At 54.0% G+C, this 17761-nt stretch carries 16 protein-coding genes; all 16 read right to left on the bottom strand.

The features are described from left to right. Window positions 1-18 precede the first annotated feature (18 nt). On the bottom strand, window positions 19-645 hold the full coding sequence (locus KJW29_RS28405; RefSeq protein ID WP_214627179.1) for a hypothetical protein: 627 nt from the start codon (window positions 643-645) through the stop codon (window positions 19-21). Beyond that, entirely contained in the window at window positions 646-2517 is a 1872-nt protein-coding gene (locus KJW29_RS28400) for a polysaccharide biosynthesis protein (protein ID WP_087571622.1), read from the bottom strand. Window positions 2518-2551: 34 nt separating this feature from the next. Continuing rightward, a complete protein-coding gene (locus KJW29_RS28395; RefSeq protein WP_087571621.1) occupies window positions 2552-3241 on the bottom strand; it encodes a CpsD/CapB family tyrosine-protein kinase in 690 nt (229 codons plus the stop codon). Continuing rightward, the gene (locus tag KJW29_RS28390; RefSeq protein WP_214627178.1) at window positions 3222-3992 is read right to left on the bottom strand and encodes a YveK family protein; all 771 of its coding nucleotides are present in this window, start codon (window positions 3990-3992) and stop codon (window positions 3222-3224) included. Before KJW29_RS28390 ends, KJW29_RS28395 begins: the two co-directional genes overlap by 20 nt. 211 nt (window positions 3993-4203) lie before the next feature. Continuing rightward, window positions 4204-6285 (bottom strand): S-layer homology domain-containing protein, encoded by a 2082-nt coding sequence (locus KJW29_RS28385; protein ID WP_214627177.1) that lies wholly within the window; start codon window positions 6283-6285, stop codon window positions 4204-4206. A gap of 91 nt (window positions 6286-6376) precedes the next feature. Further along, a complete protein-coding gene (locus tag KJW29_RS28380; RefSeq protein ID WP_214627176.1) occupies window positions 6377-7165 on the bottom strand; it encodes a tyrosine-protein phosphatase in 789 nt (262 codons plus the stop codon). Between the two features lie 412 nt (window positions 7166-7577). After that, complete coding sequence (gene lysS, locus KJW29_RS28375) at window positions 7578-9101, bottom strand: lysine--tRNA ligase (RefSeq protein ID WP_214627175.1); 1524 nt, start codon at window positions 9099-9101, stop codon at window positions 7578-7580. Window positions 9102-9176: 75 nt separating this feature from the next. Next, window positions 9177-9653, bottom strand: coding sequence for a transcription elongation factor GreA (greA, locus tag KJW29_RS28370; RefSeq protein ID WP_087571617.1), 477 nt, complete (start codon window positions 9651-9653; stop codon window positions 9177-9179). A 294-nt stretch (window positions 9654-9947) separates the two neighbouring features. Next, on the bottom strand, window positions 9948-10988 hold the full coding sequence (gene dusB / locus KJW29_RS28365) for a tRNA dihydrouridine synthase DusB (protein ID WP_214627174.1): 1041 nt from the start codon (window positions 10986-10988) through the stop codon (window positions 9948-9950). Window positions 10989-10996: 8 nt separating this feature from the next. Then, window positions 10997-11209 (bottom strand): helix-turn-helix domain-containing protein, encoded by a 213-nt coding sequence (locus KJW29_RS28360; protein WP_214627173.1) that lies wholly within the window; start codon window positions 11207-11209, stop codon window positions 10997-10999. After that, window positions 11161-11973, bottom strand: coding sequence for a 2-amino-4-hydroxy-6-hydroxymethyldihydropteridine diphosphokinase (gene folK / locus KJW29_RS36320; protein WP_214627172.1), 813 nt, complete (start codon window positions 11971-11973; stop codon window positions 11161-11163). The genes KJW29_RS28360 and folK overlap by 49 nt, the downstream gene beginning before the upstream one ends. Further along, window positions 11951-12328, bottom strand: coding sequence for a dihydroneopterin aldolase (gene folB / locus KJW29_RS28350; protein WP_397374649.1), 378 nt, complete (start codon window positions 12326-12328; stop codon window positions 11951-11953). The genes folK and folB overlap by 23 nt, the downstream gene beginning before the upstream one ends. 917 nt (window positions 12329-13245) lie before the next feature. Further along, window positions 13246-14193 (bottom strand): dihydropteroate synthase, encoded by a 948-nt coding sequence (folP, locus tag KJW29_RS28345; RefSeq protein ID WP_214627171.1) that lies wholly within the window; start codon window positions 14191-14193, stop codon window positions 13246-13248. Between the two features lie 170 nt (window positions 14194-14363). Beyond that, the gene (locus KJW29_RS36315) at window positions 14364-15410 is read right to left on the bottom strand and encodes an aminotransferase class IV (RefSeq protein ID WP_246608419.1); all 1047 of its coding nucleotides are present in this window, start codon (window positions 15408-15410) and stop codon (window positions 14364-14366) included. Continuing rightward, window positions 15407-15991, bottom strand: coding sequence for an aminodeoxychorismate/anthranilate synthase component II (pabA, locus tag KJW29_RS28335; protein WP_214631354.1), 585 nt, complete (start codon window positions 15989-15991; stop codon window positions 15407-15409). The genes KJW29_RS36315 and pabA overlap by 4 nt, the downstream gene beginning before the upstream one ends. Before the next feature lie 59 nt (window positions 15992-16050). After that, complete coding sequence (locus tag KJW29_RS28330) at window positions 16051-17622, bottom strand: anthranilate synthase component I family protein (protein WP_214627170.1); 1572 nt, start codon at window positions 17620-17622, stop codon at window positions 16051-16053. Window positions 17623-17761 lie beyond the last annotated feature (139 nt).

Genomic DNA, 17761 nt, shown 5'->3' with positions numbered 1-17761 from the left:
CATCTCCTCCTATCAAAGCTACTGTTCCTTAGATACCTCTTCATAGCTTCTTCCTTGACTCATACCGTACTTCTTGGCAATTTTAATAAGCCCGTCGTACTGCTCTGGAGTAAGACGATTTAGAATAAGTGTGCGTGCTTCCTTTTTTTCTTCTTGATTAAGACCACCACCGGCAAGCTCTTGAAGTGTTTTAATATCATCCATGCTAAGTTGTTTTAAGAATACGGAGGCTAGTTGCGCCTTTTCTGAAACTGTTATTTTATCTTGTACGTCCTTCGCTTTGTCCGTTGAGATCTCTGCGGAGTAACCATTCATTGAACCGGAATTAACCCCATTATTAAATTCGTTGCTTTGACCACTCGAGCTGCTAGGCGAGTCAACCTGCCCCTCTGAACCCTCGCCATCCGGCTCGCTAGTCGCGGGCTGATTCACAGTCCCGTCCCCACCACCGTTGGGAGTGGCAGTCGGTGTAGTAATGACTTCCTCCAACAGCTCGTCCTCCAGACTTGCGGAAAGCTGTGCAATCATTTTGTCCATCGCATAGTTAGCCGCAAAGAGTCCTCCTACGCCCAATACCACGATAATAGAAGCTACCCATATCAAAACCTTTTTCCAAGTTTTCATTTTTGGTTTGCGTTGTCTCATCTAGATCGCCCTCCGATCATGTTGTAACTCAGGCTCAAGGGTAAATGCAACATGTTCCTGTATAAAGAATGGTACTAATTGTTCAATGGCAGCCTTCACAACTTGCGGTTCGGAGCCGATAATGTTCTTAAGATGCAAAAGCTTGAGCTCCAGCTCTTGGCGATCGAGAGATTGAGCCTTGCCTACGAAGATGCGCTCATGCTGGGTTGCCGTGGTCGCTTCGGCTTCGGTCAGCAGCTCCTCGTACAGCTTCTCGCCTTCGCGCAAGCCGCTAAAGCGGATCGGTATGTCGACATCCGGCTCCAGACCGGACAAACGAATCAGATCCTTGGCAAGATCCAAAATACGGACCGGCTTGCCCATGTCCAGGATAAAGATTTCGCCGCCGCGTGCGAATGCGCCAGCCTGAATGACAAGCTGAACGGCCTCCGGAATCGTCATGAAGTAACGAACCATCTCCGGATGGGTCACCGTCACGGGTCCGCCAGCTTCGATCTGTTCCTTAAAGCGAGGGATGACGCTGCCCCTGCTGCCAAGCACGTTGCCGAATCGAACAGCTACGAATTGGGTGCGGCTAGTATTATTGATACTCTGTATGTACATCTCGGCGATTCGTTTCGTCGCACCCATAATGCTAGTGGGGTTGACTGCCTTGTCGGAGGAGATCATAACGAAACGTGACGCGCCGTGCTTGTCCGCCGCATCGGCGACGTTGCGAGTGCCGAACACATTATTTTTGATCGCTTCGGACGGGTTGCGCTCCATAAGAGGAACATGCTTATGCGCAGCCGCGTGGAAGACCACTTGCGGCATGAATTGTCCGAATACTTGATCCATACGCTCTCGATCCTGTATGTCTGCAATAACGGTCTCTATGGCAACCTGGGCGAACCTCGTTCTAAGCTCCATCTCGATGGTGTAGATACTGTTCTCGCCATGCCCCAGAAGCAATAGCTTGCTTGGAGAGAAGGAGGCGATCTGACGGGAAAGCTCCGAACCGATGGAACCGCCCGCGCCCGTAACCAGGACAATCTTGCCCGTTACATAATCCATGACGCCATTTAAATCAATATTGACGGGTTCTCTGCCCAGCAAGTCTTCGACCTCGACATTACGCAACGTCTGGATCGCCAGCTTGCCGGTAATAATATCATCGATTGCCGGTATGATCTTGACCTTGGCGCCTGTCGTCATACATATATTAATAAGGTCGCTAATCTCCGCTCGCTTGGAAGACGGCATGGCAATAACGATGTCATGAACATGATGCATCTTCACAACATCTACAATGTCGCTACGACCGCCGAACACGGGATAACCCATGACCTGCATATAGCGCTTGTAAGGATCGTCATCGATAAAGCCAACAAGCTTGCTTTGGATAAAGCTGCGATTCGTCATTATTTCCTTGGCAATAAGCGCCCCGCAATCGCCTGCTCCTACGACCAATATATTCGTTTTCATCTCATTCTTGGCTGATCGGTTAACCCGGATAAGCCGCCATATAAAGCGCGAGCCTCCCATAAACAACAGCATCGTCTCTAACGTTCTAGTCGTGATCGACAACGGCACTCGATTGCCTGTAATCAAGTAAGTCCATAGATAGGCTAGCACAATACCCGTTATTACTGCTTTCACTAACCCAATTATTTCGCCAATACTGGCATACTGCCACATCCGCCTATACATATCGAAGTAAGCGAACGTTAAGCTGACGGCCAAGGTCGAGGCTGCTGCAAATACAAATAATTGCGAGACATAGCCGGGAGGGATGTCTGCATTGAATCGGAACAGATATGCAATGACTATTGACGCCCATATGATTAGAAAGTCAACCACCAGTATGATAAAATTCCTTCTCCGTACACTCATCCCTTTTCACCTCCGGCTCTCGTATAAGTCCCGCTTATTCCTGCGTTCCGTAATAATAGTAGTAAGCTTCTTCATTGGCCTTGCGCTTCACGTTGTTCAGTACGACACCCAATATACGCGCATTTACAGCCTGCAGGTTTTGGATCGCCTTTTTGGCGATGTCGCGCTTTACCTTGCCCTGGTCGACGACCAAGATAGCTCCGTCGCACTTGCTTGCTACGATCTGAGCATCCGTAACGGCTAGCAATGGCGGGGTATCGATCAGGATGACGTCGTATTGCGACTTGAGATGTTCAATAATCGCAGACATTCGGTTAGAGCCTAACATCTCCGCCGGATTCGGCGGGATTGTCCCCGACGTCATGACATTCAGATTCGGGATATCCGTCATCTGGACAACCTCTTCGATGGTGCATTGCTTCGAGATAACGGACGATAGTCCCCATCTGTTGGAAACGGAGAAGGTATGATGGGCAGTAGGCTTCCGCAGATCGGCGTCAATCAACAGCGTATTGCGCTCTGACTGTGCGTAAGCGACTGCAAGATTCGCAATCGTCGTCGACTTACCTTCGCCTGGTCCCGCAGAAGAAACCATAATGACCTGAAGCTTCTCGTCGATAGAGGAAAAATCTATGTTCGTACGCAGGGCCCGGTAGGACTCCGATATCGGAGAACGGGAATTCGTAAGGGTAATCAACTGACGTTTATTTTTCGACCGTGACACGCTCTAATTCCCCCCTGACGTAAGGTTTATTGGCTTTCTTGCGCGATTGATCCTGTCCCGAATCCTCCGCACTCATCTTGGATATCATGGCAAGTGTTGGTTGATCCAGATATTCCAACACATCCGCCTCCGTCTTAATCGTGTCATCGAGGTATTCCAGCAGAAAGACAATACCGACGCCAACCATTAATGAAACGACGAATGCAATGGCGATATTAAGCGGCACGTTTGGCGATACGGGCCCAGGCTCGCGCGTCGGATCCGCCTCATTTAGAATGGACACGTTCTCCACCTTGAAAATATGCTGAATCTCCTCGCGGAACACATTCGACACGGCATTTACGGTCTCCGCCGCTTTACGATATTCCGTATCCTCCACGACCAGCGTCATCACTTGCGTGTTATTCACGGAGCTGACCCTGATCTTTTGCGCCAACTGCTCAGCCGTTAACCCAAGCTCAGGGTAACCTTCTTCGACCTTATCCAGGATAGCCGGCGTCTTGATGATTTCCTTGTATGTATCAATCATGCGAATATTCGTATTTATTTGGTTCAAGTCCAGCTGTCCTGTCGTTAGCTGCGATTGGGTCTGATTAACGATGATCTTCGTCGAGGCTTCATATAGAGGATCCTTAAAGAACAGGCTGAATACGGCCGCAGCCGCGGAGCTGAGAAGAACGAGTATGAGTATGAATGGGAGTCTCTTGCGAATAATAGTCATGTACTGTCGCAAATCTAGTTCGTTTGACACTTAATACTCCTCCATTAGGCACAAAACAAATCTCTTTTTCATGCCTTTTGAACTATGAATATCCTAATATTAACCTATGATCCGATATATTACTACAACAATGGCGGTAATCGCGAAAAAATCTTCCTCCCATCCACATGGGAGGAAGATTATTCCATTGAAAACTTCTTGCTGAGCTTATGACTCAGCGCAATGTACGATCAACTTTTAATTAAACCTCAAAGTTGAATGCACGGTAGATGATAACTGCAGCTTGAGCGCGTGTTGCGCTTGCGTTAGGAGCGAACTTGCCTCCGTTGCCAACTACAATGCTATGTTCGGCAGCAAACGCCACGCCTTGCTTCAGCGTTTCGTTAATTTGCTCCGCGTCGGCGAAAGCTTGCAGCGCTTTTTCGACATCTTCAATGTCTGTTGCACCACTCGTTGCTTTTAGACCGCGTGCAACCATCGTAGCCATCTCTGCGCGTGTAACTTCAGCATGCGGATCGAATCTCGTTGCGGAGCGGCCATAGATAATGCCGTTCTCGGAAGCTGCAGCGATGTAAGGAGCGTACCATGCGTCATCTTCTACGTCCGCGAATTTTTCCTTTGCAGCCTGGTTGTTCAGATCAAGCGCGCGAACGAGCATTTTCGCGAATTGTGCGCGAGTTACTTTGGCCGATGGGTCGAATTGGCCTTCCAGCTTGCCATGAATAACGCCCTTGGCTGCAATAACCTCGATTGCGCGGCCAGCCCATGCGTCTACGCTTGCCGTGTCGTCGAAGGAAACCGAGTTTTCTACGACTACATAGGACGAGAAGGAATCGCGGTTCTCGATGATTGTTTTGCCTTTGACGCGGCCGCCGTGGAATTCAAGACCTTCCTCAACAATCTTGGCTAATGTCAGGAGCTCCGTATCCAGGCCTGTTGTATCGCCAAGCGGGAATATAATTTGAACCGGCTTGCTGAAGGTTGTCGTCGGCTTGCCGCCCACAGAGAGATTGAACTCGAATACATCGGATGCCGCTTGCAGACCGCCAGTTACTTCTTCAGTAGCCTCGGATTTGTTGATCTTGAAGTCTACAACATTGGAGAACGTACCGCCAACCGGCAGTTTAACCTCCAAGCCGCTAACTTTCAGAATAATGCCTGTGAGTCCAACCTCAACAGCTTTCTTCATGACAGCGTCGGATAGAGCTACAACAAGGTTATCTTGGGCAACGTTGCCGAAATCGACCGTTACATCCAGGTTTTCGATTGTTGCACCAGTCGCTTCTTCAAGAGCGGCAACAACTGCGCCAATACCGGCGATGGCAGCCAGCGCCTTGTTCTCGTCCAGTTTCAGCGTCGCAACATCACCACTAACGGTTACCAAGTTGGCCAGGTCGGACAGTTTGTCGATCAAAGCTTGCGCCTCTGCAATCGCTTCTGCGATAAGCTCAGCCTTCTCCTCGTCGCTAGCGTTTTCCAGCTTCTCAGCGAGCTCTTCGAATTTCTTTTCCAGCTCTTTGACTTCGGCTGGAATATCGATAGTTGCAGGAGGTACGTAGATGCCGCCGCTCCATGGAGGGGTCGATGGGAATGCGGCCTTGTAAGCCTGGTTCAGCACGTTGTAAGCTGCGAGCAGCGTCGGGAAGGAAACAAACGAGCTATTTTGCAGACCTACATAGATATCGGCGAAATCCTCGCCTGTAATACCAACCTCATCCGCGAATAACTCTACATTCGTGTTAGAATTGATAGCGTTAGTAGCCGCAGTCTTCAATTGCTCCTTGATTGTGGCGATATTATTCAGATCAAAGTCAACCAGCAGCGCGGAGAAATTCACTTGCATCTGCAAGATTACAGAAGCCAGGTCCTCAACGGACAGGGCTGTCAAACCATGCTGTCCGCGAATAGCAGTCAGAAGACCCTCATACTCATCCGCATAGTCTGCGAATGTAGCGGCCGCATCGCTAGGAAGTACATTAGTCAAGAGATCTGTGATCAGGTTTTCGACTTGGCCCTCGATAGTAGAATTTCCGACGGAAATTTTCCCTACCAATGTTGCGATAATCGTGCTGTCGGCCGTCAAAGCATTGTTAATTGCGGTTTTCAAATCGTTGACATTCGATACACCGTTTGTAATATTACTCAATGCGGTATAAAGCTTGTCGGACTTTGTAATCAAGTCAGACAGATTAGTAGCGTAAGCTACATTGTTAAAACCAAGCTTCTCGGACAGCCCCTTGCTGCTGAGAGGAATTCCCGCGAATGCGGACATCGCTACGCTTGCCGCGATTGTCGTTACCGCTAGTTTTCTTTTAAAAGTCACTTTCAATCACCTCTATATTAGAATTAATGCACCCGCCTGTTAGGGCAAGACGCAAATGGAACCTCGTAAAACGTTGTCTTGCGTTTCTTCTCTAGCGCGCAAAGATGGTCGACAACAGCTTCTTGACCTTGCCGCCGGACCTGGTTTGATCGATATACGGTTGCTCGCCAAAAGGTCTGTCATGCAGGATGCCGGCTGCGTTGGTCTTGAGGTAGACGACCCACTGTTCTCCCATTGTTCTCTCAATGAACGAATAGGCTTCGCCCATACGAAATCCTCTTCGCTGCACATGATGCGCATCCGAGGATAACAGATGAATGCAGCCCCTTCTCATTAATTCCATGGAAGTTTGTTCGATTCGTCTTCCGAAGCCCCCAAGCAGCGAATGAGTCGTGACCTGCGCGCAAGCGCCGATCTCGATCAGCTCTTCCAGCCGCTCCGGATGTTTGACCACCTCGGCATTGCGTTCCGGATGGGCAATCACCGGTGTCAGCCCCAATAGAACCAGCTCGTGCACAAGCTCCGACATTCCCTTGGGAATACGGGATGAAGGCATCTCCAGCAAGATAAATCTGGAACCCGCCAGCGTAAGCAACTCACCGCGATGCCACGCATCCAGCAAATCATCGTGCACGCGAATCTCCTGGCCGGGATACACCCTTAGAGGTATACCCGATTCTTGCCATCGCTCATTACATTCTTCTACTAATGTAAGTATTTGTGCAGCTGGGTTGAGATAAGTGCCGTTGGCATGATGAGGCGTTGCAATCAATAATGTAATCCCGTCCTCGCATGCGGCGCGAGCCAGCTCCGCGACATCTTCCGCGTTTGCGGCTCCATCGTCGATTCCGGGCAGAATATGCGTATGTATGTCGATCATGATGGCAACCTCCTTACTACTACTTTATCGGTCGCTGGCTGCTATTTTGAAAGGATATGCAGAAATCGACACTTTTGAATCATCAAATTAGTCAATTCGGCATAAGTAGACAGACTACGACTGGAGGTTCTATCATTAATTACTAGTATATAGCACCTCTTCCGTGCGGGTAAAGGAAGAATCTGTCTATGAAAACGCTTAACAAGCGTTTATGACAACTTTGATGATTAAAATGACTCTTTACTCCTACTTTCGACATGAGTCGACAGTTGTATTTTCAGTGCAAAAGATGCATTTTCAGGTGTTTATTTTGATAAACTTTTCCATAATAAAGCAGGATTCAGCCCAACACAACAAAACCGCCCAGCTAAACTGAGCGGTCGATTAAATAGGTTAGTTGTCGCTGCCGGAATTATTCTCCCGAACGCAGCTCCCGCATATGAGGGAAGAGCAGCACGTCGCGGATGGATGGCGCATCGGTCAGTAGCATGACCAAACGGTCGATGCCGATGCCGAGTCCGCCCGTAGGCGGCATGCCGTACTCCAGCGCGCGGATGAAGTCGTCATCCATCTCATGCGCCTCGTCGTTGCCTTGATCCTTCTCGACGAGCTGCGACTCAAAGCGTTCGCGCTGGTCGATCGGGTCGTTAAGCTCGGTGAACGCGTTGGCATGCTCGCGAGCCACGATAAACAGCTCGAAACGGTCCGTGAAGCGCGGGTCGGCCTCGCTCTTTTTCGCCAGCGGCGAGATCGCGACGGGATGGCCCATGACGAACGTCGGCTGGATCAGAGTGGACTCGCAGCGTTCTTCAAAGAACGCGTTAAGAATGTGGCCGAACGTCATATGCGGCTCTACCGGAATCTTATGCTCCTTGGCCAGCGCATGCGCTTGTTCGTCGGTCATTTCGACTCCGAAGTCGACGCCTGTCACTTCTTTGACGAGATCGACCATGGTTACGCGGCGCCAAGGCGGCGTCAGGTCCACTTCCTGGCCTTGATAGTTGATCTTGGTCGTGCCCAGCACCTCTTGCGCGATATGGGCGATCAGGTTCTCTGTCAGCGCCATGATGTCCTTGTAGTCGGCATATGCCTCGTACAATTCGATCATCGTAAACTCCGGATTATGACGCGTGGAGATGCCTTCGTTGCGATAGACGCGGCCGATCTCGTAGACCTTCTCGAGGCCGCCGACGATCAGGCGTTTTAGATGCAGCTCGATGGCGATCCGCATATACAACTGCATGTCCAGCGCATTGTGATGCGTGATAAACGGACGCGCAGCGGCCCCGCCTGCGATGCTGTGCAGCGTCGGCGTCTCGACCTCGAGGTAGCCGAGCGAGTCGAGGTATCTGCGCATCGACTGGATAATGCGGGAACGCGTGATAAACGATTGCTGCACGTCGGGGTTGACGATCAGATCGACGTAACGTTGGCGATAGCGCAGCTCGACGTCCTTAAGACCGTGATGTTTGTCAGGCAGCGGCAGCAGCGACTTGGTCAGTACGTCGACGTCCAGCGCTTTGACGGATACTTCGCCTGTGTTTGTTTTGAACACGGTGCCCTGTACGCCTACAATATCGCCGATGTCGAGCAGATCGAACGCCGCGAACTTGTGCTCGGCTACCGAATCTTTGCGCACATAGATCTGGATCCGTCCGGAGAGGTCCTGGATGTGGGCGAAGCCCGCTTTGCCCATGCCCCGCTTCTGCATGATGCGGCCGGCGATGCTGACTTTAACCGCCTTCTCCTCCAGCTCTTCTTTGCTGAGGCCCTCATACTCGGTCAGAATGTCCTTGGCATGATGCGTGCGCTCGAACTTCCGTCCGAACGGATCTACGCCGAGTCCCCTCAATTCATCCAGCTTGTCTCTGCGAATCTGCAAAAGCTCGCTCAGCTCCTGCTCGTTGTTCAACTCTTGTTCCGACAATGCTTCCATCTCCTTTTGACCACAAGATGCATAAACGTTCAAAAAGCTTCCTGTGAGGAAGCTTTCGAAATCGGCGTTCACGCCTTATTTCTTGATATCGATGATTTTATATTGAATAACTCCCGCCGGCACATTCACTTCTACGACCGTCCCCTTCTTCTTCCCAAGGATGGCCTTGCCGACAGGGCTTTCATTCGAAATCTTGTTCTGAAGCGGATCGGACTCCGCCGTACCGACGATCGCGTATTCCATCGTGTCACGGAACTCCAGGTCTTCTACGGTCACGATCGAACCGATGCTTACGGTATCGATGTCGATGTCGTCATTATTAATGATCCGCGCGTTGCGAAGCATCTTCTCAAGGGTAATGATGCGGCCTTCGATAAAGGCTTGCTCATTCTTCGCGTCCTCGTATTCGGAGTTCTCGCTAATGTCACCGTAACCGATGGCAATCTTGATCCGTTCGGCAACTTCACGACGCTTAACCGACTTCAGATTCTCAAGCTCTTCTTCAAGCTTCTTGAGCCCATCTTGAGTCAGAATGATTTGCTTATCGTTCATCTTCCCGATTCTCCTGTCGCGTGACTAATTTTCATACCGTGTATGAATTCACTGTTACTTAATATATTACGTATTGGGTGGTACAGACCAACGCTCTGATAAAGCGCATTCTATATGAAAACTTTGATTATATTGGACGATTATATTGCAACGTACCACGAATGTCAATCGAAGTCAGACTATTCGGTGTAAGCTGCTCCCGCCGGTCTCGCAGCCCATGACGACACAAAGCGGTTACTGTCGACTGATGTCGAATAACCGCTTGTACGACATATTAATGAGAGGTCGCTTCCCTTAGTGAACAATCTCCTCTGCGGTAGCGTGGTTTGCGCTTGCGGAAGGCGCTGGAGCTCCTTCGGCTTCATTCTCCAGTGAAGAAATGTACGTCTCCAGGATGGAGACCATGCGGTCGCGGCCCGTCTCTTCCATGATGGCGTCCTTGACGCGAGCGCCTCCCGGCAGTCCCTTGAGGTACCAAGCCAGATGCTTGCGCATCTCGCGTACGGCGACCGCTTCGTTCTTGAGCGCGATCAGGCGGTCCAAGTGGAGTATCGCGACCTCCATCTTCTCGCGTGGCGCGGGATCGCCGAGCAGCTCGCCATTTTGCAGATACTGGATCGTGCGATACAGCATCCACGGATTGCCCAGCGCGCCGCGCCCGATCATGACGCCGTCGACGCCCGTCGTGTCCAGCATCCGCTGCGCATCCTCGGGCGAGAAGACGTCGCCGTTGCCGATGACTGGAATGTTTACGTTATTTTTGACATCTCTTATGATGTCCCAGTTGGCTTTGCCCGTATACTGCTGCTCTCGCGTTCGTCCGTGCACGCTAACCGCCTTGCCTCCCGCGCGTTCGACCGCCTGGGCATTCTCGACCGCATATACATGCTCGTCATCCCAGCCGATGCGCATCTTTACGGTAACCGGCTTGTCGACTGCATCTACGACGGAGGATACCATCTCGTAGATCTTGTTCGGATCCAGCAGCCAGCGGGCGCCCGCGTCGCACTTCGTTACCTTCGGCACCGGACAGCCCATGTTAATATCTATAATATCCGCGTTCGTCTGCTTGTCGACGACCTTGGCGGCTTCCACGAGCGATTCGCGGTCCCCTCCGAAGATCTGCAAGCTAAGCGGCTTCTCGCGCTCGTCGACGAACAGCATCTCCATCGTACGCTTGTTGCCGTGCAGAATGGCCTTGTCGCTCACCATTTCGGCGCACACGAGCCCGGTTCCGAACTCCTTGGCAATTAAGCGAAAAGCAGGGTTGCACACGCCTGCCATCGGCGCCAGTACCACTCTGTTCTTCATCTGGATGTCCCCGATTCTCAGCATGCCGCTCCTTACTCCCCCCTAATTGTCATCAGTTCTTCGTAGCTGATGCCAAGCGTCTCCGCAATATGATGCAGCAGCTTCGGGTCGTTTCTGCGCGTCCCGCGCTCCAGCGATCCAAGTACCGCAACCGACACGCCCAGCTCCTTGGCCAGCTCCTGCTGTGTGTAGCCTTTCAGCTTCCTGAAGGCTCTGACGCGCTGCGCCAATTGATTGTTTTCCATAACGTAATGCCATCCTTTCCTGCCTGAAGCGCCGCAGCGGACGTCGTGGACACCTGCTCATGCAGCGGATGCGAACTCGAGATCACATCATGCAGCGGAACAAGGACGAATGCGCGTTCCATCATGCGCGGATGCGGCAGCGTCAGCTCCTCTTGATCCATTCTGACATTATCGTACAGGAGAAGATCAAGGTCAATGGTTCTCGGTCCCCAACGTTCTTGTCGAATTCGCCCGAGGGCGCTCTCCAGCCGCAGCTGCGTCCGCAGCAGCTCAAGCGGCGCCAGCCCGGTCTTGACGGCAACCGCCATGTTCAGGAAGGCCGGCTGGTCGGTGTAGCCGACAGGATCCGTCTCGTAGATGCCCGACACGGCCGTCACTTCGATACCGGGCTGGTTGTTAAGCTCACCGATCGCTCGCATGAGATGCGCCTCGCGGTCGCCCATGTTGGAGCCGAGGGCGATGTAGGCGGCGACAGGCGGCGACAACGGCGAGACAAGTGCTGGCCTGTCGGCAGATTCCGCAGGCGATTGCGATGCGGGTGGCTGCGGCGCCGTGGTCCGGGCGGCTGCTTCATTAGCCGCAGACAACGGCGAGACAGTTACTGGCACAGCGGCAAATTCCGCAGGTGATTGCGATGCGGATGGCTGCGGCGCCGTGGCTCGGGCAGCTGCCTCAGCGGCTGGCGATGCGTCGGTATGTCCCGCGTTGCCGACTTCCTTGGCGGGGGCCTGTGGGGCCGCCTTATGCTCGGATGATGCCGCCATGGCCGTCCCGCTTTCTCCGCAGCTCGATCGTCACGCCGTCGAAATGAATGTCGAACGGCGGATGCGGCTTCGTCACACGCACCGTGACTTCGTTGATCCTAGTATAAGTCTCCAGCAGACGCGATGCAATGCAGCCCGCCAACGCCTCGATCAGCTTGAAGGGCGGCCCCTCCACGATACTTTTTGTCAATGCGTGCAGTTCGGCATAATTGACTGTTGCCTCCAAATCATCCTCTCGCGCCGCTTGATCCAGATCCAGGCTCAGCTCGAGATCCACATAGTATTGCTGCCCCAGCTTATTCTCCTCCGGGAATACGCCATGATAGCCATAGAAGCGCATACCGGTTACCTTCATCAAATCCACTATAGTTGCTCCTTCCTCCTGCATGTGCTTTTCCCTAATGCGAGCCGCTCCCCATACGTGCCGCTTCCGACAAAGTAACCAGGGTTAAAGGTCCTCGGTTGGCGTCATAGACAAGCTGAGGGCGTCACACGTGTACGTTAGTGCGCCTGCCGGGCGGGCAGCTGCGGCCGTGGCAGCTAGCGCTCCGCTGCGTGCAGTTTGGCTTCGCTACGGACAGTTGCCGCTTCGCTGCGTGTCGCGACTCGCTCAACCGTTCGCTTGGCGAAGAATGTCGGCTTCGAGTCCCCGTCCAACCGCACGGATGACCGAGGAATGTCGACTTCACACCCCCGCTCAACCGCACGCTTGACGAATTAAGGGAATTTGTCCCTCTAAATTCTCCATACCCACCTATCTATCGACATTAACAGGAAATTCGCCCTTTAATATGCCCTCTACAGCCAAGCGCTGGGCAAATTGCCTCAATTAGTGGGAGGTTTTCCTTCTGTTTGTGCTGAAATGCGCATACGTTCGCGATTAGTGGGAGGTTTTCCCGCTAACGGAGCCGACAAACGACGCGGGGCAGGGGAAAGGGAATCTCACGGCTAAATAAGTCGCCCGATTGACGAGCGAGGTTTCCCACGTTATGTAAATCGCCCGACTGACGAGCGAGGTTTCAAACCGCTAACTGCGTCGGCTGACTGGTCGAACGAGGTTCCCACCGATATGTAATCCCCCGACTGTCGAGCGAGGCATCCCTGCTAACTGAGTCGCCCGACGGACGAGCGAGGTTTCCAAGGCTAAGTAAGCCGTTCGACGGAAGAGCAAGGTTCCCACCGATATGTAAGATCCCCCGACTGTCGAGCGAGGCTTCTCCGCTAACTGAGTCGCCTGACTGGACGAGCCGGGGGAGACATGCTGCCTAGTATTTAGTCGCGCAAATAATGGATGGCGTCCGCCATCAGCGCCGTGAGCTTCATCTCGCGAACATCGTGCACGCGCATGATCTGAGCGCCATGCGCGATGCCCAGCGCAACGGTCGCCGCCGTGCCCCAGGCGACCTGATCGACCGGCAGATCCAGCGCCTGCCGGATAAACCGCTTGCGCGAGGTGCCCAGCAATATGGGGCAGCCGAGCGCCGTCAGTTCCCGCAGGTGACCGAGCAGGGCGAGGTTGTCCTCGTAGGTTTTGGCGAAGCCGATGCCTGGGTCTACCCAGATGGCATCCTCGGCGACGCCAGCCGCCAGGGCGAGGCCGATGCTGCCGCGCAGATCGGCGAGCACGTCCGGGACGAAGTCGGTGTAGTCCCGGGCGTGTCTGTTATGGCTGACGATGACGGGGCAGCCATATTCCGCCGCTACGGCGGCCATGGCGGGGTCGCTCTTGAGACCCCAGATGTCGTTGATGATATGCGCGCCGGCTTCCAGCGCGGCGCGGGCGGTCGATGCCTTATACGTGTCGATCGACAACGGGATATGCGGCAGCGCAGCGCGCACTGCGGCAATAACCGGCACGACGCGACGAATTTCTTCTTCGGCGCTGACGGTGTCGAAGCCCGGCCTGGTCGATTCGCCGCCGATGTCGAGAATGTCGGCGCCTTGCTCTACCATGCTGCGGGCGTGGGCCACGGCTGCCTCCACATCCATATAACGTCCGCCGTCCGAAAAGGAATCCGGCGTCGCATTCAAGATGCCCATGATCAACGTCCGATCTCCCAGCGACAACTGTATGCCGCCTCCCAGGTCGTAGCTCCGCTTACGAAAGATCGGAGCAAAAGTAACTTCGTTCGCGCCCGTCAATTGGACATCGCGTCGATCTTTTATATCTTTTTCCCCCCGCACCTCTCGCGCTCCACCAGTCTGATTCCTGCTGTCCATCACTTATCGTCCTCCCTGCTGCTACAGTTACTCTCCGTGCTTTCTATCGGCCGAATACACCCGTCATCCATTCATGTCATTAGCCATTGGGCGAGCGCCAGGATCCGGTGTGCTAGCGCTGGGGGAAGGCACTCGCACGATCGGCTTGCCGCATCGGCCGCCACGTATTCTTACAGTGTTGCCGCTTCCGTGTCGGATCGATACATGTCCAGCAGTTCCAGCGTCAGGGCTCCCGCTTCGCCGATGCCGACCTTGCGCTCCAGACCGTCCCAGTCGCTGAGCCTCGTTACCGGCACCAGCTCCTGAATGGAGTTCGTCAGCCACACTTCCTCCGCCTCAAGCAGTTGCTCCCATGTGTACAAACCTTCCTCGACCTCATAGCCCGTATCACGCGCCAGCTCTATCACACGCGCTCGAGTCACGCCAGGCAAAATCCCCGTCTCAATGCAAGGCGTATAGATCACGCCCTGACGAAGGAAGAACAGATTGCTCACGATACCTTCCGTCAACCAGCCGTCCCGGCTCAGCATCAGCCCCTCCGCGCCAGGGGACGGCAACGAAGCTACCTGAACGGTCCGGTCTCGACTACTCACCAAACTCCGCTCGTTGCCCGACTCCTGCACTTGATCCGGACGATGTTGCTTCTGATCGTTACTCGGTTCTTCAGGCTGCTGCACGACCTGTTGCTGTAAATGGAATGACTGCGGCTCCCGCTCCTGCATCAACCCCAGCATCTCCCGCTTGGCGATGATGTTGTTCATATAATGCAGCGACTTGAAGCGCACCTTACCTTCGGGGCTGTTTCTCCGCGTGCGAAGCAGTCGCAGCTCCCGGCCTCGGCGCAGCGCGTCCGCCCCGACCACCGGAAGCGACTTGGCCAAGATCAGCACCGTTGGGGCATTGTAGTCGCCTGCAGGCAAGCCGAGCTCGCCAACTCCGGCACTGACGGTCAGCCGAATGTAGCCGTCGGCCAGTCCGTTCGCAGCGAGCAGCAACGTTATCTCCCTGCGCAGTTCATCCGCCTCCATGGCGAACGGGATACCCAGCTCCATGCATCCGCCGCGCAGCCTGTCCAAGTGCCGTTCCAGCAAGTATGGCACCCCGCCATAGGTGCGGAACGTCTCGAACAACCCAAGCCCGTACAAAAAGCCGTGATCATATACCGAGATCACGGCTTCTCCCCCATCTACGATGCTACCGTTCAACCAGATCTTCATCGCTGCAGTGTTCCGGCCGTATGACGCAGGAAGTTGCGAAGCATCGCGTGACCGTGATCCGTAATGATGGATTCCGGATGGAACTGCACGCCCTCGATCGCATACTCCTTGTGACGAAGCGCCATAATCTCGCCTTCGGCCGTCTCTGCGCTAATCTCGAGACAATCCGGCAACGTCTCCCGCTTCACGATGAGCGAGTGGTACCGCGTCGCGGTAAATGGAGACTCCATGCCCTCAAAGAGCGTTCGGCCATCATGATGGATCAAGGACGTCTTGCCGTGCATCAGCTTCTCCGCCCGCACCACATCGCCGCCGAACGCTTGTCCGATGGACTGATGCCCGAGACAGACGCCGAAAATAGGGATAACCCCCTTAAAGCGTTCGATCAGCGCCAGACTAATGCCCGCCTCGTTCGGAGAGCACGGCCCCGGCGAGATCAGGATATGATCCGGACGAAGCGCCTCGATGCCCGCCAGATCAATCTCGTCATTCCGTTTGACCACAATCTCCTCGCCCAGCTCTCCCAGATACTGCACCAGATTGTACGTAAACGAATCATAGTTGTCGATGACCAAAATCATGTTCGTCTCCCCCTCGTCCTCTTCTCTTCTCATCAGTGAATGCGACTGCTTGCTCTGCTCTACTCCGCCGCGAAACGGCCGCTGTATTCGATTGCCTTCCACAGCGCCTTGGCCTTGCTCAAAGACTCGTAATATTCGCGTTCCGGATCGGAATCGATTACGATGCCCGCTCCGGCTTGAATGTGCACAATCCCGTCCTGTACCGCCATCGTTCTAATAATAATATTAAATTCCATATCTCCGTTATAGTCAATCCATCCCATCGATCCTGTGTATGGACCGCGGCGAACGGGCTCCAGCTCCTCGATGATCTCCATCGTTCGAATTTTCGGCGCTCCCGTGATCGTGCCGCCAGGGAATGTCGCGGCAATGACATCATAAGCATCCTTGCTCTCGGCAAGCTCCCCGTCGACCTGCGAGACGAGATGCATCACGTGAGAGTAACGTTCGATGACCATAAGCTCCTTTACCTTTACCGTGCCGTACCTGGAGATGCGTCCAAGATCGTTGCGCTCCAAATCGACGAGCATAATGTGCTCGGCAATCTCCTTCTCGTTCGTGCGCAGCTCCTCTTCGAAACGCAAATCCTCTTCCTCCGTACGCCCACGTCGCCTGGTGCCCGCGATGGGACGCGTACCGAGCCGGCCGTCCACGAGCTCGACCAGCAGCTCCGGCGACGCGGATACCAGCTGAAAATCGGGACAACGCAGAAAGCCCATATACGGCGATGGATTAAACAATCGCAGCCATTCGTACAGCTCCTCAGGCGCTGCCTCCACCTTGCGGCTCTGCCGCTGGGACAGATTTACCTGGAACACATCCCCTTGCCCGATGTAATCCTGTATCCGGCGAACGGCATCCTGAAAAGCATCCTTCGTAAAAGGGGAGCTCAGCCCTTGCAGCTCTTCGATATTAATGTGGAGCGAATCATTTTCCAGCAGCGCCTTCCGGCGTTCACGCAAAGCCTGCGCGCGAACTGTCGCCTTCTCTTCCTCGAACCAAGTCAGCCAATAATCGGCCATCCCTTCCGTCCGGGACACGGACCGATCATACACCTCGCGAAGCGCCTCCTCCGAGGTATCGATCTCCACCGGACTATGGACGACGCAATAAACAACGGAGCGCTCATGGTCGACAACCCAGAGCTCATTCATCCGCATGAACAAGTAGTCCGGAATATTCGTGTCGTCTGCAGCGACCTCAGGCAGCTTCTCGATGGTGCGAACGATGTCGTAACTCCAGAAGCCCGCGCAGCCGCCCAACCACTTCGGCCCCCGATCCAGACGCGGCCCCCGGCTGTCGCCCATCCACTGACGAACGATGTCCAGCGGCTTGCCCTTCCAGCGCTTGCGCTGGGCGGCCTGCTCATCGAGCGACAGAAAGGTCATCGACTCGGCTTCCAGCCCTTTGCCTCTAATAACGCCATCGGGATGCGCTCCCAAATAAGTGAAGCTGCCGACCTTGCCGCTCTCCAGTACGAACGCATACGGCGATGCGTCCTGCCACACTTCCTCCCAGGAAGCGATTATATCTCCGCCATGCGGTTGATAAGGCAGCTCCAGTACGCAGGGCAACGTCGTATACTTCCCTTCGGCACGCCACCTAAGCCATTCTTCCCAAGCGGTGACCATCACCTTCGCCCCCCCGTCCTTCTTTCTTGTTAGCGCCTAGTATACCGAATCGGCCCGCAAAAGAAAAGCGCCTTCCACTCCGCAGAATGAAAGGCACTTCGGTATATTTCGTTGCGCTGTGTCATGCAAATTCGCCACT

The organism is Paenibacillus agaridevorans, from assembly GCF_018604145.1.
GTDB classification, from domain to species: domain Bacteria; phylum Bacillota; class Bacilli; order Paenibacillales; family Paenibacillaceae; genus Pristimantibacillus; species Pristimantibacillus agaridevorans.
Note: the sequence above shows the minus strand (reverse complement) of the source record. Positions and strands in the feature narration are given on the sequence as shown.

Coding starts and splice junctions, on each gene's coding strand:
- lysS (WP_214627175.1), bottom strand. CDS start 9,101: ATGGAAGCATTGTCGGAACAAGAGTTGAACAACGAGCAGGAGCTGAGC.
- pabA (WP_214631354.1), bottom strand. CDS start 15,991: ATGATTTTGGTCATCGACAACTATGATTCGTTTACGTACAATCTGGTG.
- KJW29_RS28405 (WP_214627179.1), bottom strand. CDS start 645: ATGAGACAACGCAAACCAAAAATGAAAACTTGGAAAAAGGTTTTGATA.
- folK (WP_214627172.1), bottom strand. CDS start 11,973: ATGGCGGCATCATCCGAGCATAAGGCGGCCCCACAGGCCCCCGCCAAG.
- dusB (WP_214627174.1), bottom strand. CDS start 10,988: ATGCTGAGAATCGGGGACATCCAGATGAAGAACAGAGTGGTACTGGCG.
- KJW29_RS28330 (WP_214627170.1), bottom strand. CDS start 17,622: ATGGTCACCGCTTGGGAAGAATGGCTTAGGTGGCGTGCCGAAGGGAAG.
- KJW29_RS28400 (WP_087571622.1), bottom strand. CDS start 2,517: ATGAGTGTACGGAGAAGGAATTTTATCATACTGGTGGTTGACTTTCTA.
- folP (WP_214627171.1), bottom strand. CDS start 14,193: ATGGACAGCAGGAATCAGACTGGTGGAGCGCGAGAGGTGCGGGGGGAA.
- folB (WP_397374649.1), bottom strand. CDS start 12,328: ATGAAGGTAACCGGTATGCGCTTCTATGGCTATCATGGCGTATTCCCG.
- KJW29_RS28360 (WP_214627173.1), bottom strand. CDS start 11,209: ATGGAAAACAATCAATTGGCGCAGCGCGTCAGAGCCTTCAGGAAGCTG.
- greA (WP_087571617.1), bottom strand. CDS start 9,653: ATGAACGATAAGCAAATCATTCTGACTCAAGATGGGCTCAAGAAGCTT.
- KJW29_RS36315 (WP_246608419.1), bottom strand. CDS start 15,410: ATGAAGATCTGGTTGAACGGTAGCATCGTAGATGGGGGAGAAGCCGTG.
- KJW29_RS28380 (WP_214627176.1), bottom strand. CDS start 7,165: ATGATCGACATACATACGCATATTCTGCCCGGAATCGACGATGGAGCC.